Source organism: Oscillochloris sp. ZM17-4 (genome assembly GCF_019599295.1).
Lineage (GTDB): Bacteria > Chloroflexota > Chloroflexia > Chloroflexales > Chloroflexaceae > Oscillochloris.
The window spans coordinates 383744-401178 of sequence record NZ_JAIEWN010000001.1; the positions used below are offsets into that span (position 1 = coordinate 383744).

Here is a 17435-nt window from a genome sequence, read left to right on the forward strand (position 1 = left end):
AGAACTGCGAACACTTCGGTCTTACATACTTCAACCATTTACATATCATGCGCTTTGTTTTCCTTACCATAGACGGGAATCACGCCGCCGCCCTCCGGCTGGCCGCCGACCGGGTGCGCCGCGAGCACGGGCTGGCACTCACGGTAGCGTTTCACGATGCGTCCTCGTTGCGCGATGCGGCGGGCTGGCGTCGCCTTGAGAGCGACCTGTCCGGGGCCGCGTTTGTGTTCGGCGCCCGTCTCTTCGGTGAGGAGTATGTGCGCCCCCTAGAGAAGCTGCTGCATGACGCGCCCTGCCCGGTGCTGGTGATCACCTCGAACCCGGCCCTGATCCGCTGCACGCGGATCGGCAAGTTCGATATGCGCACCCGCGATGAGGACGAGAAGCCGGGGATCATCCAGCAGTGGATCAAGAAGCTGCGCCCCCAGGGCGGCGCCGGCGAGGCCCGCCGCCAGCTCGCGGTGCTGCGCAACCTCAGCAAGGTGCTCAAGCTCATCCCCGGCAAGGCCCGCGATATCTACGCCTTCGCCGCCGCCCACCAGTACTGGCTCAACCCCTCCCCCGAGAACCTCTACCGCATGCTCTGTATGCTGGCCGACTCCTATGTGCCCGGCGTCCACGGCAAGCTGCCCCAGGCCGACCCGCTGAGCTACCCCGAGACAGCGATCTTCCACCCCGACGCGCCCGCGCCCTTCGAGCGCCTGGCTGACTATGAGAAGTGGCTGCGGGGGCGGAAGCAGGGCGGTAAGAACGGAACCGTCGGCGTGCTGGCCCTGCGCGGGGTGGTGCTGAGCGGGAACACGGCCCACCTGAAGGCGCTGACCTCGGCCCTGGAGTCCCGTGGCCTGACGGTGCGCATGGCCTACGCATCGGGCCTCGACCAGCGCCCGGCGGTGGAGCAGTTCTTTGTCGGCGATAAGAAGACCGCCCCGGTCGACCTGCTGCTCAACGCCTCGGGCTTCGCCCTGGTGGGCGGGCCGGCCGAGAGCCGCCCGGTCGAGGCGCGGGCGACTCTTCAGTCGCTCGATGTGGGCTACTTCGGCCTGGTGCCGCTGGCCTTCCAGCGCATTGAGGACTGGCGCGCCGACTCGACCGGCCTGGCCCCGGTGCAGGCAGCGCTGAGCGTGGCCGTGCCTGAGCTTGAGGGCGCCGCCGAGCCCCTGGTCTTCTGCGGGCCGAGCGCGGCCGGCGACGGCATGGCCCCCCTCGCCGCCGAGATCGCCCAGGTCGCCGACCGGGCCGCCCGCCGGGTGGCCCTGCGCCACCGGCCCAACGCCGAGAAGAAGCTGGCCCTGGTGATCTTCAACTACCCGCCGAACCTGGGGAATGTGGGCACCGCCGCCTACCTGGATGTCTTCCAGAGCCTCTACGGGCTGCTGGGCGCCCTGCGCGACGATGGCTACACGGTTGATATGCCGGCCAGCGCCGATGACCTGCGGCGGATGGTGGTCGAGGGCAACGCCCTGGCTAATGGCACCGACGCCAGCGTGGCCGCCCGCCTGCCGGTGGCCGACTATCGCCGGCTCTTCCCGGCCCAGGCTGAGATCGAGCCCTTCTGGGGCCGCGCCCCCGGTGAGCTGCTCAACGACGGCAAGAACTTCCTGATCATGGGCGTGCAGCTGGGCAACGTGCTCGTCGGCGTGCAGCCCTCCTTCGGCTATGAGCGCGACCCGATGCGCCTGCTGATGGCCAAGGACGCCGCGCCGAACCACGCCTTCGCCGCCTTCTACACCTGGCTGCGCTATGTGTACAAGGCCGACGCGGTGGTCCACTTCGGCACCCACGGCGCGCTGGAGTTTATGCCCGGCAAGCAGGCCGGTATGAGCGCGGACTGCTGGCCCGCCCGCCTGATCGGCGAGCTGCCGAACTTCTACTACTATAGCGTCAACAACCCCAGCGAGGCGGCCATCGCCAAGCGCCGCGGCATGGCCACCCTGGTGAGCTACCTGGTGCCGCCGCTCCAGCAGGCCGGCCTCTACAAGGGCCTGCGCGCGCTCAAGGACACCCTCGACCGCTACCGCGCCGCGCCGAACGTCGAGCTGCTTGAGGATGTCCGGACGCAGGCTGAGAAGCTGGGCATTGTGCCTGAGGTGCAGGTCGATACCTCTGAGGCCTATGTGGGCGCGGTCGGCCACGAGCTGCTCAAGATTGAGGAGCGCATGATCCCGGCCGGCCTGCACGTGCTGGGCAAGTCGCCCGCGCCCGTCGAGCTGGTGGATTTCCTGGCCCTGACGGCGAGCTTCCGGCCCGCGGGCAAGCGCAGCCCCGCCCCCTTCCCGGCGATCATCGCCGCCAGCCTGGGCTACGACTATGTGTCCCTGCGCGAGCGGCTCTCCAGCGACACCACGGCCCAGGAGCAGTGGCGTCAGGTTGAGGCGATCGGCAAGGAGGCGATTCGCAGGTTTGTGGCCGGGTCGCCTGTGGGGGCGCAGCGCGCTGCCTCACCACGGACGCAGCACGCTGCGTCCCAACAGGCCGACGCCTATCTGCACGAGTCAGCCCACATCCGCCCCGGCTCGCTCGATGAGATGTGGGCCTTCCTGGGCGACCTGCTGGCGAAGCTGCAGTCCCCCCAGGAGGTGCAGGGCCTGCTCCACGGCCTGCGCGGCGGCTTCATCGCGCCCTCGCCGAGCAATGATGTGGTGCGCGACCCGGCCGTCCTGCCCACCGGCCGCAATGTCTATAGCCTTGACCCCTACCGGGTGCCCTCGTCGGCGGCGATGGAGCGCGGCGGGCGCCTGGTGAACGAGCTGCTGGCCCGCCTGGAGGCCGAGCAGGGCGCGCTGCCGCAGACGGTGGCGGTGGTGCTCTGGGGCAGCGATAACCTGAAGTCGGAGTGTGAGGGCGTCGCCCAGGTGCTCGCCATGCTCGGCGCGCGGCCGCTGGTCGATGAGCTGGGCAGCGTGAGCGATGTGGAGCTCATCCCGCTGGAGGAGCTCGGCCGCCCGCGCGTCGATGCGGTGGTGACGGTGAGCGGGATCTTCCGCGACCTGCTCGGCAACCAGATGCAGCTGATCGACCGGGCCGCCCGCCTGGCCGCCGCCGCCGATGAGCCCGCCGAGCTCAACTTCGTGCGCGCCCACGCCGTCTCCCAGGCCGCCGAGCTGGGCATCCCCCTGGAAGAGGCCGCCGCCCGCGTCTTCTCGAACGCCCCCGGCAGCTACGGCGCCAATGTGAACAACCTGGTGGATAGCGGCACCTGGGACGATGAGGGCCAGCTCGGCGACGCCTTCCTCAGCCGCAAGGGCTTCAGCCTTGGCCCGAACGGCGAGTGGCGCGAGTCGCGCGCGGTGCTGGAGAAGGCGCTGGGCACGGTGGACGCCAGCTTCCAGAACATCGATAGCTTCGAGGTCGGCCTCTCCGATATCGACAACTACTACGACAACCTGGGCGGGATCACCAAGAGCGTCGAGCTGCTGCGCGGCACCCGCCCGAAGACCCTGGTGGCCGACGCGCTCGGCAGCGGCAACCGGGTCAGCTCGCTCGATCAGGCGGTGCGCCTGGAGACGCGGGCCAAGCTGCTGAACCCCAAGTGGTACGAGGCGATGCTCAGCCACGGCTACGAGGGCGCCCGCGAGATCGAGGCCCGGGTCAACAACACCTACGGCTGGAGCGCCACCGCCGGCGCGGTGGACGGCTGGGTCTACCAGAGCGTCGCCGAGACCTTCGTGCTCGATGAGGCGATGCGTGATCGGCTGGCCGCCCTTAACCCGACGGCCGCCGTTGGCGTGGTGCGGCGCCTGCTTGAGTCGAGCGGGCGCGGCTTCTGGGACGCCGACCCGGAGACGCTGGAGCGGCTGCGCGAGATCTACGCGGATCTTGAGGATCGCCTTGAGGGTATTACCGTCGGCTGATGCCCGAAGAGCGGCGCGGAGGAGCTATGACGATCTTCAAGAATATCCGGCTGGGCCTGCTGCACGTCGCGGTGGCGGTGAGCCTGGTGCCGATCACCGGCGTGCTGAACCGGATCATGATCCACGAGCTGGGCATCTTGGCGAGCCTGGTGGCCGCCCTGATCGTGCTCCCCTACCTGCTCTCTCCCGCCCAGGTCTGGATCGGGCAGTACTCGGACAACCACCCGCTGTGGGGCTACCGGCGCACGCCCTACATCGCCGCCGGGATCATCCTCTGCGCAGGCGGGGCCACGCTGACGCCCTGGGCCGCCCTGATGATGGCTGAGAGCTTCTGGCTCGGCCTGCTTGTCGCGGTGCTGGTCTTCCTTACCTGGGGCGTCGGCTTCAACCTCGCTGTGGTCTCCTACCTCTCGCTGGCCAGCGACCTCTCGGAGGAGCATCAGCGCTCGCGGACGATCGCGGTGATGTGGTTCATGATGATCACCTCGGTGATCATCACGGCGATCGTCACAGGGAACGCCCTGGAGAGCTATAGCCCCGCGCGGCTGATGCAGGTCTTCTTGGCATGCGGCGGGGTGTCGCTGGCCCTCGGTGCGGCGGGCCTGATCGGCCTGGAGCAGCGGAACACCTGGGTGCCCCGTGAGGAGCGTCACAGCTCGGGCGATGCGGTGCGTGCCGTGATGGCGAACCCGCATGCGCGCCGCTTCTTCGTGTACCTGATGCTCCTGCTGGCCGCCATCCTCGGCCAGGATGTGCTGCTGGAGCCCTTCGGCGCCCAGGCCTTCGGCATGAGCGTGCGCGAGACGACACAGCTCACCGCCACCTGGGGCGGGGCGACTCTGGTGGCCCTGCTGCTCCAGGGCCTCGTGCTCAGCCGGTTTATGAGCAAGAAGGCCGGTGCCACCCTCGGCGGCGCGCTGGCCGCCCTCGGACTCTTCCTGATTGCCCTGAGCGGGGCAATCTCTAGTCAGACTCTCTTCGTCCCGGCGATCGCCCTGCTTGGCTTTGGGACCGGCATCGCCACAACGACGAACCTGGCGCTCATGCTCGATATGACCACCCCCGAGCAGGTGGGCCTCTTCATCGGCGCATGGGGGGTGGCCGATTCGATGGCCCGCGGGCTGGGCAACCTGCTGGCTGGCGGCGTGCGCGATATCGCTGGATTTGCCATCCAGAGCCCTGCCGGCGGCTACGTGACGGTCTTCCTGCTGGAGGGCCTGATGCTCTGTGTGGCGATGGCTATGCTGCGCCGGATCGATGTCTCGGCCTTCCGCAGCGAACAGCCCTCGCTGACGCAGCTGATCGCTGTGGTTGGGGACGCCTGAACCTGACGGCCCCCGAACTGCGGCGATACCATCCATTGCTGCTTCGTTTTGTGCAGATTTAGGAAGAATTGCAGATACCTCAAAGGGTCGCGCGATGAACCTCCTGCTTGCTGGCCTCGATCACACAACCGCGCCGGTTGAGATCCGCGAACGTCTGGCCTTTAACGCCACCGACATTCCCGCTGCGCTCCTGCAGCTCACAATGCCGCGAGGGCATCGCCCCCCGCTCTTTAGCGAGGCCGTGATTCTCTCGACGTGTAACCGGGTCGAACTCTATGGTGTCTCGTCAGAGACGAGCACCGCCCAGAGTCTCGCGAGCTTCCTGGCGGAGTTCCACGGGCTCGATGAGAAGCACTTTGTCCACACGCTCTTCTTCGTCAACGGCGAGTCGGTGGCCCACCACCTGTGCGCTACCTCGTCGGGGCTGCGCTCGCTGGTGCTGGGCGAGGCCCAGATCCAGGGCCAGGTGCGCACCGCCTTTGAGATCGCCCAGCAGGCCGGCACCGTCGGGCCGGTGCTGCACCGGCTCTTCCAGCACGCCCTGACCGCGGGCAAGCGCGTGCGCCACGAGACGGAGCTGGGCCAGGGTGCGGCCAGCGTCTCGCAGGCCGGTGTGATGCTGGCCCGCCAGCGCCTCGGCCAGCTCCAGGGCCGCTCGGTGCTTCTGGTGGGCAGCGGCGAGGTGAGCGAGCTGGCCGCCCAGAACCTGCTGGCCAACGGCGCCGACCGGCTCATGATCGTCAACCGCACGCTCGCCCACGGGCGCGAGCTGGCAAATCGCTATGGTGCCGAGGCGCTCACCTTCGATGAGCTGCCCAGCGCCTTGGTCCGCGCCGACATCGTGATCAGCTCCACCTCGGCCCCGGTGCCGATCATCTACCATCAGCACGTGGCTGACGCCATGCATGCGAAGGCCGAGACCCGCCATCACGAGGGCGCGCCGCCCTCGATGCTGCTGATCGACCTGGCCGTGCCCCGCGATATTGCCACCGACGTCGCCCAGCTCCCCGGCGTCCACGTCTGCACCGTGGACGATCTGCACGAGGTGGTGCGCCACACCCTCGATCACCGGGCTGAGGTGTCTGAGCTGGCCGAGTCGATCTCTAACGCAGAGGTGGAGGCCTTTCTGGGCTGGATGCGGACTCAGGATGCTGTGCCGACGCTGACCAGCCTGCGCGACTATGCCGAGAGCCTGCGCTCAAGCGAGCTTGATCGGGCGCTGCGCCGCCTGAGCTCGCTCTCGCCCGAGCAGCGCGTCGTGGTCGAGGCGCTCAGCCGCAGCATTGTCAACAAGCTGCTCCACTCGCCAACCCGTCGCCTCCGCGACGCCGCAGCCCAGGGCGATGGGCAGCGCTACGCCGCGATGCTGAGCGATCTGTTTAATCTGGAGCACGCAAACGCTGTGGGCGAGCGCGGGTAAGGGCTATCGTATAGACGCAGCGTGCTGCGTCCCTGCACCGGATAGGGAAGATCACGATGGGACAGAAAACACTCATTCTCGGCACACGTGGCTCGAAGCTGGCCCTGACTCAGTCCGAGATGATGGCCGCCGCCCTGCGCGCCGCGAACCCTGGCCTCGCCGTCGAGCTGAAGATCATCAGCACCAAGGGCGACCGCATCCTGGATGTGGCCCTCTCGGCGGTGGGCGATAAGGGGCTCTTCGTCAAGGAGTTGGAGCAGGCGCTCCTCGATCATGAGGTTGACCTGTGCGTTCACAGCTGTAAGGATCTGCCTTCGGTGGTGCCCGATGGCCTGACCCTGGCCGCCTTCCCAGAGCGGGCCGACCCGCGCGATGCGCTCGTCATCAATGCGGCGTCGCCCGAGGGCGATCGGGCGTCGGCCTCGATCCTTACCTTGCCGACCGGCACCGTCGTCGGCACGAGCTCGCTCCGCCGGGCCAGCCAGATCCGCGCCGTCCGTCCGGACCTGCAGCTGCGCGATGTGCGCGGCAATGTGGACACCCGCCTGCGCAAGCTGGCCGAGGGCCAGTACGAGGCGCTGGTGCTGGCCTCGGCCGGCCTGGATCGCCTGGGCTTCACTGATTCCACGGTGGACGGGCCGCGCCCCTTTACGGCGGTGGACGCCAGCTTCGTCTCGCTGCCCATCTCCGCCGAGCAGATGCTCCCCGCTGTGGCCCAGGGCATCCTGGCCATCGAGTGCCGCGCCGACGATGCGCTGACCATCGGCGCGCTCGCCGCCCTCGACCACGCGCCCTCGCGGGCCGCGGCCCTGGCCGAGCGGGCCTTCCTCGGACGACTTGAGGGCGGCTGCCAGGTGCCGATCGCCGCTCACGCCACACTGGCGGGCGATAGCCTGAGCCTGCGCGGCATGGTGGGCTCCCTCGATGGGCTGAATGTGATCTCCGCCGAGCGGACGGGCGACCTGTCCGACCCCGCCGCCATCGGCGTGGCCCTGGCCGAGGATCTGCTGGCCCGCGGCGCCGCCGAGATCCTGGCCGAGCTCGCGACGGCGAAGCAGTGAGGTGATCGATGGGTGGACTGATCGTAAGGGCGCAGCAGGAGCAAAGCTCCTGCTGCGCCCCAACAAAACCGCTCTCTGGCATGCGTGTCGTGATCACCCGCTCGGCGGACAAGGCCGACGGCATGGCCGCGCGGCTGCGCGAGCTTGGCGCTGAGCCAGTGATCTTCCCAACAATTGCGTATGCCCCCCCCGAGGACACCGCCGCCCTTGATGCTGCCCTGGCTCGCCTCGTAGATGGGCAGTACGACTGGCTGGTGATGACGAGTGGCCAGGTGGTGAAGGCCATCGCTGATCGCCAGGCATTCAGCATTCCACATTCAGCATTCCACATTGCGGCGGTCGGCCCGGCCACCGCCGCCGCCTGCGCGGATCTGCTCGGCGTGCAGCCCGCCACCGTGCCCGAGCAGTTCATCGCCGAGGGGCTGGCCGCCGCCCTCGGCGATCTGACCGGCAAGCGGGTGCTGCTGCCGAAAGCCGACATCGGTCGCCCAACCCTGGAGAAGCTCCTGCGCGCGGCCGGCGCTCAGGTGGATCGGGTGGTGGCCTACCGCAATATCCCCGCCCCCGATAACGGCGTGGATATGGCCGGGATGCTGGCCGCCGGGCAGATTGACGCGGTCACCTTCACGAGTGGCTCGACGGCCCGCGCCTTTGTGCAGAAGGTCGGCCCGCAGTCCCTGGATCTCTTGGGGCAAACCGTGATCGCATGCATCGGCCCGGCCGCCGCCGCTGTCTGCCGGGAGATCGGCATGGAGCCACAGGTGGTGGCCGAAGTGTTTACTGAGGAGGGGCTGCTGGAGTCCCTGATTAGCTATTTGGAGCGTATGGCCCTCGCCCCCCAGACCCCTCTCCCGCAGGCGGGAGAGGGGGCACCGCACGTGCGGCAGGGGTGAGCGTAATGGAGGAATCTATGGCATACCCCGCCAGCCGCCCGCGCCGCCTGCGCCTGAATGAGAATATGCGCCGCATGGTGCGCGAGACCTCGCTCAGCGCCGATAGCCTGATCGCCCCGCTCTTTGTGCGCCACGGCAAGGGCGTGAATAAGCCGATTGTCTCGATGCCCGGCCACAGCCAGCTCTCGGTGGATACCGCCGTGCGCGAGGCCGAGACTCTGGCCGAGCTGGGCATCCCCGCCGTGCTGCTGTTCGGCATCCCCGACCACAAGGATGCTGTGGGCAGCGAGAACTTCGACCCCGAGGGGATCGTGCCCCAGGCCGCCTACGCTATCAAGAAGGCCGTACCTGAGCTGCTGGTGATCTCGGACATGTGCTGCTGTGAGTACACCGACCACGGCCACTGCGGGGTGCTGAACGCCGCCGGGGCTGAGGGCTATAACGAGCGGCTCCCCGAGGGCTACCTGCTGAACGACCCGACCCTGAGCATCCTTGGGAAGGCCTCGGTAATCCACGCCCAGGCCGGCGCAGATATCATCGCCCCCTCGGGCATGATCGACGGTATGATCGGGGTCATCCGCGCCGCCCTCGATGGCGCCGGGCTTGAGCACACCTCGGTTATGAGCTACGCCGCCAAGTACGCCTCGGGCTTCTACGGGCCGTTCCGCGACGCCGCCGAGAGCCCGCCTAGCTTCGGCGACCGCAGCAGCTATCAGATGGACCCCGCCAACAGCCGCGAGGCCCTGCGCGAAGTCGATCTGGATGTGGCCGAGGGCGCCGATATGCTGATGGTGAAGCCTGCCCTCGCCTACCTCGACATCATCCGCCAGGTGAAGGATCGCCACAACCTGCCCCTGGCCGCCTACCAGGTCAGCGGCGAGTACAGCATGGTCAAGGCGGCCGCCGAGAAGGGCTGGATCGATGAGCGCCGGGTGGCCCTGGAGACGCTGATGAGCATCCGCCGGGCTGGGGCCGATATGATTATCACCTACTGGGCGAAGGACGCCGTGCGCTGGCTGCGCGGCGGGGTGTGATCGCGCCTCTGCGCGCCGTAGATGAAGTGCCTCCAATAGTGTGGACGTTGCCTTTCGTTCTTTTGCGATGCGCGTCAAGGGCGCGCAATCGCAAAAGAAAATATATTTTTTGATGGGGATTTCTATGAATGATCTCGTCCTCCGCGCCGCCCGCCGCCAGCCGGTGGAGCGCACCCCGATCTGGCTGATGCGCCAGGCTGGCCGCTACATGTCGGTGTACCGCTCGGTGCGCGAGCGCTACGGCTTCCTCCAGATGGTCAAGATTCCTGAGGTGGCCGCCGAGGTCACGCTCCAGCCGGCCGAGGCCTTCGATATTGATGCGGCGATCATCTTCGCCGATATCCTGCCGCCCCTGGAGGGTCTGGGCTTGCAGCTCACCTTCGAGAAGGGTGAGGGCCCTGTCATCCATAACCCGATCCGCAGCGCGGCCGATATCGCCGCCCTGAAGGCCTGCGACCCCCGCGAGACGACGGCGTACACGCTGGACGCCATCCGGATTGTGCAGAAGTCCCTGGCTGGACGAATCCCGCTCTTCGGCTTCAGCGGCGCGCCCTTCACCCTGGCCAGCTACGCCATCGAGGGCGGCGGCAGCCGCGAGTACCGCCGCACCAAGCAGTTGATGTACCGCGACCCGCAGAGCTGGCACGCCCTGATGGGGAAGCTCAGCGTCCTGGTGGGCGACTACCTGATCGCCCAGGTTGAGGCCGGCACCGACATCGTGCAGATCTTCGACTCCTGGGCCGGCGCCCTCTCGCCGAACGACTACGCCGAGTATGTGCTGCCCCACGTCCAGTCGGCCGTGGCTGCGGTGCGCGCCGCCACCGACGTGCCGATCATCTACTTCGGGACGGATATGCACGGCATGGCCACGCAGCTGCGCCAGGTTGGCGCTGATGTGATCGGTCTGGACTGGCGGGTGCAGCTGGACGAGGGCTGGGCCGCCCTCGGCCACGACGTGGCCGTCCAGGGCAACCTCGACCCGATGGCGCTGCACGGCCCCTGGCCCGAGATCGAGCGCCGCGCCGCCGATGTCCTGCGCCGCGCCGGCGGCCGGCCCGGCCATATCTTCAATGTCGGCCACGGCATCCTCACCGAGACGCCCGAGGAGAATGTGGCCCGCCTGGTGGATTTTGTGCATTCGTATGCGGTTGAACCGGCATACGCCGAATAAACCCGCGTAGGGACGCAGCGCGCTGCGTCCCTACAAGTCATTGGGGAATTGCATCATGACAATGACGGTTACGGATCGGTACGCCCGCTCGAAAGCGCTCTTTGCCGCCGCCCAATCCGTGATCCCTGGCGGGGTTAATTCGCCGGTGCGCGCCTTCCGCGGCGTCGGCGGCACGCCGATCTTCTTCTCCCGCGGCTCCGGCTCCCACGTCGAGGACGTGGACGGCAATAGCTATATCGACTATGTGCTCTCGTGGGGGCCGCTGCTGCTCGGCCACGCCCACCCCGCCGTCCTCCAGGCGATCGCGGAGCAGGCCGCCCGGGGCACGAGCTTCGGCGCGCCCACAGAGCTGGAGACCGAGCTGGCCGAGCTGGTGATCGCGCTCATGCCAGGTGTCGAGCAGGTGCGCTTTGTGAACAGCGGCACCGAGGCCACCATGAGCGCCCTGCGCCTCGCCCGCGCCTACACTGGCCGCGAGAAGATCGTCAAGTTCAGCGGCTGCTACCACGGGCACGCTGACATGCTCCTGGTCCAGGCCGGCAGCGGCGTGGCGACCCTCGGCCTGCCCGATAGCCCCGGCGTCCCCGCATCTACCGCCGCCAGCACGCTCACCGTCGAGTATAACGACCTTGACGCCGCCGCTGAGCTGTTTCGCCAGCACGGCGACACGATCGCCGCCGTGATCGTCGAGCCGATCGCCGCCAACATGGGTTTTGTCCTGCCTGAGCCTGGCTACCTCCAGGGCCTGCGCGAGCTCACCCGCAGCCACGGCACCCTGCTGATCATGGACGAGGTGATGACCGGCTTCCGCACCTCCCCTGGCGGCTGCCAGGGCCTCTGGGGGATCGACCCGGATATCACTTGCCTCGGCAAGGTGATTGGCGGCGGGCTGCCTGTGGGCGCCTACGCCGGCAAGCGGGCGATCATGCAGACGGTGGCCCCCGCCGGGCCGATGTACCAGGCTGGCACGCTCTCGGGCAACCCGCTGGCGATGGCCGCCGGCCTCGCCACCCTCCGCACGGCCTTCGATGCGCCCGAGGGGGAGACGAGCCTCTTCCAGCGCGCCGCCGGGCGCGCCCAGACCCTCGCCGACGGCATCCGCTCGCTCAGCGAGCAGACCGGCGTGCCCCTCCAGGTTGGCAACGTCGGCACCATGTTTGGCTTCTACTTCCTCAAGGAGGCGGGGGTGAAGGTGCGGAACTACGCCGAGGCGAAGCAGTGGGTGGACGCCGCCCGCTACGCGAAGTTCTTCTGGGCCATGTGTGAGCGCGGGGTCTACCTTGCACCCTCACAGTTCGAGGCGGGCTTCGTGAGCGCCGCCCACGATACGGTCGATATCGCCGTCACCCTCACCGCCATCCGTGAGGCTCTGCTCGCGGCGCGGGGCTGATCCGTCAAATCGGTAGGGCCGAAGCATTCGCCCCGGATGCACCCGGGTCGCCGGATGGATCAGAGGCGAATGCTTCGGCCCTACCGTGCATCACGCTGGGGGCGGGTTGATCTCGCGACGGGCGATCGCCGCCCGCAGGACTGTGCAGCTATCGCCCTGGGCATCGCAGTGGGGACACCCTTGGATCTCGCGCCGCTCGTGCAGCTGAATGATCGCCTCGATCGCACTCCAGTATATCTGCTCCTCGCCGATCAGGTCGGTCAGCCCGGTGCGCGCGAACATCTCGCGCACCGTCGGCTGCAGCCCGGTGAAGGCCACCACCCCGCCGCGCGTGTGGTGCTCCTCGATCAGCTCGTGCAGGGCCTTCGCGCCCATGGCGTCGATCAGCGGCACGCCGCGCATGCTGATCAGCAGCGTGTGGTACTGCCTGGCGCTCGCAAAGGACTCCAGCACGGTGTGGACGCTGCCAAAGAACAGTGGCCCGGTCAGATAGTAGACGTGTACCGACGGGCAGGACTCCTCGATGTTGTAGCCCTGGGCGCGCAGCTTGGCCGCGTCCACCGGCTCGCTCGCCACCGCCGTGCTCTGCGCCGACTGGCGAATGTAGATGATCGCCGAGATGGTCAGGCCGATCAGGATGGCCTGGGTCAGGTCGAGGGCCGCAGTGGCGACCATCGTCACCAGGATGCCGGCCAGGGCGTGCTTGATCTTGGTGTGCCAGTAGAAGTGGATGGTCTCCCACTCATTCATGCGCCAGGCTGTCACCATCAGCACGCCGCCGAGGGCGGCCAGGGGCACCTGGCCGATCAGCGGGGCCAGCAGCAGGGCGCTCAGCAGCAGGGCGAAGGCGTGGACGATGCTGGTGATGCGGGTCGCGCCGTTGCTCTTGATCGCCACGCTGGTGCGGGCGATCGCCGCCGTGGCCGGCACGCCGCCGAAGAAGGGGATGATCATATTGCCGATGCCCTGGGCGATCAGCTCGGTGTTGCTGTCGAAGGGCTTGCCGGTCATCGTCGCGCCCACCGAGCCGCAGAGCAGGCTCTCGATCGCCCCCAGGGCGGCGATCGAGATCGCCGGGCTCAGCAGGTCGCCGATGCTGCCCCAGGGGACGCTTGCCAGGGTCAGCCGATTGTCCAGGATGATCGTCTGCGGGATGCTGCCGATCGTCGCCACCTGCCAGCCCAGCCCCGTCGCGAGCAGGCTGGCCAGGATCAGCCCGACCAGCGAGGCCGGGATGGTCTTGGTGATGCGCGGCAGGAGCAGCATGGTCGCCATGACGATGCCCGCCACCGCCAGGCTCTGCCAGTTCGGCGTGGGCGGGTGGATGATGTAGCCCCACAGTTTAGCCACGGTGTTCTCGGCGGCCTCGGTCTTCACGCCCAGCACGTTGTCGATCTGGCCCACGGCGATGATCAGGGCGATGCCGCTGGTGAATCCGGTGATCACCGGCGAGGGGATGAAGGCGATGTAGCGCCCCAGGCGCAGCAGCCCCAGCACCAGCATCAGCGCGCCGGCCATCACGCAGGCTACCCACACGCCGCTCAGCCCGTAGCCCTGGGCGATCACGATCAGGATCGCCGACATGGCCCCGGTCGGCCCCGAGATCTGGAAGGAGCCGCCGCCCAGGCTGCCGATGATCAGCCCGGCCAGGATAGCGGTCACCAGACCGGCCGCCGCGTCGGCCCCCGATGCGACGCCGAAGGCGAGCGCCAGCGGCAGCGCCACCGCGCCCACCGTCAGCCCGGCCAGCAGATCGCGCTGGAGCAGCGCTCGATTGTACCCGGCGAACTCGCGCCGCAGCATCCCCGGCAGGCCAAGTCGCCCCAGTATCGCACCCATAGGACTCCCTTGCTTACGCGACAAACGACCAGCGACGATCGACCAACCGCCGGCCCGTATGGGCGTCTCGGCAGGAGTGGTTCGTCGTTGGTCGTTGGTCATTCGTCGACAGACTAGTGATAATACCTCATCGTATCGCCGGCCGCAGGGCCTGTCAATGCCCCGGTGCTGAGAAGGAGTAAAGACATGACAACAGTTTCCTCATCTCGCGAGCAGGTTGTGGCGCTCATGCGCGCTGGGCAGAGCGTGCTGATCAACGGCTTTGCGGAGGTTGAGGCCGAGGGTGCCGCCCTCGCGGGCCTGCCCGCCGCCTCGTTTGCCACATCGACCTGGGAGCGCCCCGGCGGCGGCGGCGGCACCGCCCGCGTGCTCACCGAGGGCGTCGTCTTCGAGCGGGCCGGCGTGAATGTCTCCGCCGTCTATGGCGACGCGGTGCCGCCGAGCCTCTACCACGACCGGCCGCACCTCAAGGGCGCGCCCTACTTCGCCACGGGCGTGAGCATGGTGCTCCACCCGCGCAACCCCTACGTGCCGGCATTTCACGCGAACTATCGCTACTTCGAGGCTGGCAACGACTGCTGGTTCGGCGGCGGCATGGATATGACCCCGGCCTACGGCTTCGATGAGGACGCGGTTCACTTCCACTCGGCGATCAAGACCTATGTTGATCGCCACGATGTGGCTGACTACCAGACACTGAAGGAGACCTGCGATCGCTACTTCTTCATCAAGCACCGCAACGAGATGCGCGGCATCGGCGGGATCTTCTTCGATATGCTTGATCCCCAGGGTGACGACGGGTTCGACCGCGGGCTTGCCTTCGCCCAGGATGGCATCGAGACGATCCTGGCCGCCTATCTGCCGGTCGTCCGCCGGCGCATGGCCTCGCCCTACGGCGAGCGCGAGCGCGAGTGGCAGCTCTATCGCCGAGGCCGCTATGTTGAGTTTAATCTGGTGTACGATAAGGGCACGGTCTTTGGCCTCCAGACCAACGGGAATATCGAGGCTATCCTCATGTCGATGCCGCCGCTGGCCCGCTGGGAGTTCCAGGTTACGCCGGAGCCCGGCAGCCCCGAGGCCGATGTCGCCCGCTTTCTCCAGCCCCATGCGTGGGCGGTGTAGCGGGGTTGCACCAAGGCCTTGCACACCTTTTGCATATATCTCACATTCTTGCATTAGATGTTATAATACTGTCGAAATTCCACGACGCCCCAACGCTTCCTTTTGTTGCTGCTGGCGCCCCCTGCGCGAAGAAGCAACAAAACATATCCCAACCGGGAGGTTCGTATGCCACCGAAGGTTCAGTTTGTCCGTGAAGATGGCCTCTACCACTCATTTTGCGGGCTGGTCAGCGTGGGCTGGCTCTACCAGAAGATCAAGGACAGCTTCTTCCTGATCCTGGGCACGCACACCTGCGCCCATCTGCTCCAGAACACCCTCGGGGTTATGATCTTCGCCCGCCCACGCTTCGCCGTCTCGCTGCTTGAGGAGGGCGACCTGTCATCCTCACAGCCGAATATCGCCGACCAGATCGCCGAGATCAAGCGCGAGCATAACCCCTCGGTGATCTTCCTGCTCTCCTCCTGCACCCCCGAGGTGATGAAGGTTGAGTTCGAGGGTCTAGCCGCCTCGGTGAGCACGCCCGACCTGCCGGTGCTGTTTGTGCCGGCCTCTGGGCTTGACTACACCTTCGCCCAGAGCGAGGACTCGGTGCTCCAGGCACTGGTGCCGTTCTGTCCGGTTTTTGACACATACGCCGAAACCTTAACTTGTGACCAATGATATAACAGGATAATGATATGCGCCTCGCCTACTGGATGTATGAGGGTACCGCCCATCACGGCGTCGGCCGGGTGATGAACAGCATGCGCAATGTCCACGCGGTCTTCCACGCCCCCCAGGGCGACGACTACGTGAACACGATCTTTACCATGCTGGAGCGCACGCCCTCCTTCCCCGCGATGACGACCTCGGTCGTGAGCGGCACCGACCTGGCCCGCGGCACCATCCGCCTCCCCGAGACCCTGCGCCAGCTCGAGGAGAAGCTGCACCCCGAGCTGATCGTCGTGGTCGCTTCGTGCAGCACGATCTTGCTCCAGGAGAACCTGGAGGTCGCCGCAGCCTCGGCCCACCTCGACGCCGATGTGCTGGTGTATGATGCGAACCCCTACCGCATGCAGGAGAACTCGGCCGCCGAGGGCCTGTTCAGCGAGCTGGTGCGGCGCTACGCCGCGCCCCAGCCGCTCACCGATTACCCCAGCGTCAATATTCTCGGCCCGGCCTCGCTGGGCTTTCACGTGCGACACGACCTGACGAGCATGCGCCGGATGCTCGGCACCCTCGGCGTGCGGGTGAATGTGGTGGCCCCCTGGGGCGCTACTGTGGACGACCTGCGCCGCCTGCCGGCGGCATGGCTGAACATCGCTCCCTACCGCGAGCTTGGCGCCAACGCCGCCGACTACCTAGAGGGCCAGTTCGGCACTCCGGCGCTGCGCGAGGCGCCGATCGGCGTCCAGCCCACCCTTCGCTGGGTGAACCAGATCGTCGAGAGCCTGAATGAGATCGGCGCCCGCCGCAATGGCCCGGTCATCCGCATGCCACACCTGACCGCCTTCTCGCTTGACGGCATGTCGGCTCCCTCGGCGGTGCCCTGGTTCACCCGCACCGCCGATATGGAGAGCTACGCCGGCAAGAGCGCCTTTATCTTCGGCGACGCCACCCACACGGTGGGCATGACCAAGTTCCTCCACGATGAGCTGGGCATGCCGATCGTCGGCGCGGGCACCTACCTGCTGAAGGAGGCGAGCTGGGTGCGCGAGCAGCTCCAGGGCTACGTCAGCGACGAGCAGTTCCTGGCCACTGACGAGTTCCAGGTCACGGCAGCCCGCATCGCCGAGCTGCGCCCCGAGCTGATCTGTGGCACCCAGATGGAGCGCCACACGGCCCGCAAGTACGACCTGAACTGCATGGTGATCGCGCCGCCCACCCACATCGAGAACCACCTGCTGGCCTACCGGCCCTTCTTCGGCTTCGATGGTGCCGATACGATCGCCGATGAGGTCTACACCACCTGCACCCTGGGCATGGAGAAGCATCTGATCGACCTGTTCGGGGACGCGGGCCTGGATGAGGCAGAGGCGGTGGAGGCAGTAGCGGCGGTGGAGGCAGTGGCGGCAGTGGAGACGGTGGCGGTAACTGAGGGGGCTGTCCAACCCCCAACCCCCAACTCCCAGCCCCTGCAGTGGTCCAGCGACGCTGAGAACATGCTCAAAAAGGTGCCCTTCTTCGTGCGCGGCAAGGCGCGCAGCAACATTGAGAAGTACGCCCGCGAGCACGGCCACGAGCTGATCACCGCCGATGTGCTGCTCACGGCTAAAGAGAATATCGGCGCGTAGGAGTGCTGAGTGCCTGAGTGAGCGCTGTGTATCTCAGCACTCTTGGGGATTTC

The 17435-nt window shown here is 67.4% G+C and carries 11 protein-coding genes and 1 pseudogene; 11 read left to right on the forward strand and 1 reads right to left on the reverse strand.

Annotated features, from left to right (window positions below):
• Positions 1 to 44 precede the first annotated feature (44 nt).
• The 8 genes from K2Z83_RS01515 (at position 45) to hemL (ending at position 12148) form a co-directional block, all read left to right on the forward strand.
• Positions 45 to 3854 (forward strand): magnesium chelatase subunit H, encoded by a 3810-nt coding sequence (locus tag K2Z83_RS01515; protein ID WP_370650016.1) that lies wholly within the window; start codon positions 45 to 47, stop codon positions 3852 to 3854.
• Between the two features lie 26 nt (positions 3855 to 3880).
• Complete coding sequence (locus K2Z83_RS01520) at positions 3881 to 5179, forward strand: BCD family MFS transporter (protein WP_220593413.1); 1299 nt, start codon at positions 3881 to 3883, stop codon at positions 5177 to 5179.
• Positions 5180 to 5273: 94 nt separating this feature from the next.
• On the forward strand, positions 5274 to 6599 hold the full coding sequence (hemA, locus tag K2Z83_RS01525) for a glutamyl-tRNA reductase (protein WP_220593414.1): 1326 nt from the start codon (positions 5274 to 5276) through the stop codon (positions 6597 to 6599).
• A gap of 56 nt (positions 6600 to 6655) precedes the next feature.
• On the forward strand, positions 6656 to 7660 hold the full coding sequence (gene hemC / locus K2Z83_RS01530) for a hydroxymethylbilane synthase (RefSeq protein WP_220593415.1): 1005 nt from the start codon (positions 6656 to 6658) through the stop codon (positions 7658 to 7660).
• Positions 7661 to 7740: 80 nt separating this feature from the next.
• Entirely contained in the window at positions 7741 to 8553 is an 813-nt protein-coding gene (locus K2Z83_RS01535; protein ID WP_220593416.1) for a uroporphyrinogen-III synthase, read from the forward strand.
• A 17-nt stretch (positions 8554 to 8570) separates the two neighbouring features.
• Positions 8571 to 9587, forward strand: coding sequence for a porphobilinogen synthase (hemB, locus tag K2Z83_RS01540; RefSeq protein ID WP_255603094.1), 1017 nt, complete (start codon positions 8571 to 8573; stop codon positions 9585 to 9587).
• A 124-nt stretch (positions 9588 to 9711) separates the two neighbouring features.
• Complete coding sequence (gene hemE / locus K2Z83_RS01545; RefSeq protein WP_220593418.1) at positions 9712 to 10758, forward strand: uroporphyrinogen decarboxylase; 1047 nt, start codon at positions 9712 to 9714, stop codon at positions 10756 to 10758.
• Between the two features lie 61 nt (positions 10759 to 10819).
• Entirely contained in the window at positions 10820 to 12148 is a 1329-nt protein-coding gene (hemL, locus tag K2Z83_RS01550; protein ID WP_220593497.1) for a glutamate-1-semialdehyde 2,1-aminomutase, read from the forward strand.
• 90 nt (positions 12149 to 12238) lie between these two features.
• Here hemL and K2Z83_RS01555 read toward each other — a convergent pair whose 3' ends face one another.
• The gene (locus K2Z83_RS01555) at positions 12239 to 13987 is read right to left on the reverse strand and encodes a SulP family inorganic anion transporter (protein WP_220593419.1); all 1749 of its coding nucleotides are present in this window, start codon (positions 13985 to 13987) and stop codon (positions 12239 to 12241) included.
• A 186-nt stretch (positions 13988 to 14173) separates the two neighbouring features.
• On the opposite strand from K2Z83_RS01555, the gene hemF reads away from it, so the two are divergent.
• The 3 genes and pseudogenes from hemF (at position 14174) to K2Z83_RS01570 (ending at position 17382) form a co-directional block, all read left to right on the forward strand.
• Positions 14174 to 15109, forward strand: coding sequence for an oxygen-dependent coproporphyrinogen oxidase (gene hemF / locus K2Z83_RS01560; protein ID WP_220593420.1), 936 nt, complete (start codon positions 14174 to 14176; stop codon positions 15107 to 15109).
• A 165-nt stretch (positions 15110 to 15274) separates the two neighbouring features.
• A pseudogene (locus tag K2Z83_RS01565) lies at positions 15275 to 15727 on the forward strand (nitrogenase component 1); the annotation flags it as partial.
• A 59-nt stretch (positions 15728 to 15786) separates the two neighbouring features.
• Positions 15787 to 17382 carry a ferredoxin:protochlorophyllide reductase (ATP-dependent) subunit B gene (locus K2Z83_RS01570; protein WP_220593421.1) on the forward strand — a complete coding sequence of 532 codons (1596 nt, stop codon included), beginning with the start codon at positions 15787 to 15789 and terminating at the stop codon, positions 17380 to 17382.
• Positions 17383 to 17435: the final 53 nt, after the last annotated feature.

What these genes read in the sequence shown, in the direction of transcription:
- hemA (WP_220593414.1), top strand. Translation starts at nt 5,274, where the DNA reads ATGAACCTCCTGCTTGCTGGCCTCGATCACACAACCGCGCCGGTTGAG.
- hemB (WP_255603094.1), top strand. Translation starts at nt 8,571, where the DNA reads ATGGCATACCCCGCCAGCCGCCCGCGCCGCCTGCGCCTGAATGAGAAT.
- K2Z83_RS01520 (WP_220593413.1), top strand. Translation starts at nt 3,881, where the DNA reads ATGACGATCTTCAAGAATATCCGGCTGGGCCTGCTGCACGTCGCGGTG.
- hemC (WP_220593415.1), top strand. Translation starts at nt 6,656, where the DNA reads ATGGGACAGAAAACACTCATTCTCGGCACACGTGGCTCGAAGCTGGCC.
- K2Z83_RS01570 (WP_220593421.1), top strand. Translation starts at nt 15,787, where the DNA reads ATGCGCCTCGCCTACTGGATGTATGAGGGTACCGCCCATCACGGCGTC.
- K2Z83_RS01535 (WP_220593416.1), top strand. Translation starts at nt 7,741, where the DNA reads ATGCGTGTCGTGATCACCCGCTCGGCGGACAAGGCCGACGGCATGGCC.
- hemL (WP_220593497.1), top strand. Translation starts at nt 10,820, where the DNA reads ATGACGGTTACGGATCGGTACGCCCGCTCGAAAGCGCTCTTTGCCGCC.
- hemF (WP_220593420.1), top strand. Translation starts at nt 14,174, where the DNA reads ATGACAACAGTTTCCTCATCTCGCGAGCAGGTTGTGGCGCTCATGCGC.
- hemE (WP_220593418.1), top strand. Translation starts at nt 9,712, where the DNA reads ATGAATGATCTCGTCCTCCGCGCCGCCCGCCGCCAGCCGGTGGAGCGC.
- K2Z83_RS01555 (WP_220593419.1), bottom strand. Translation starts at nt 13,987, where the DNA reads ATGGGTGCGATACTGGGGCGACTTGGCCTGCCGGGGATGCTGCGGCGC.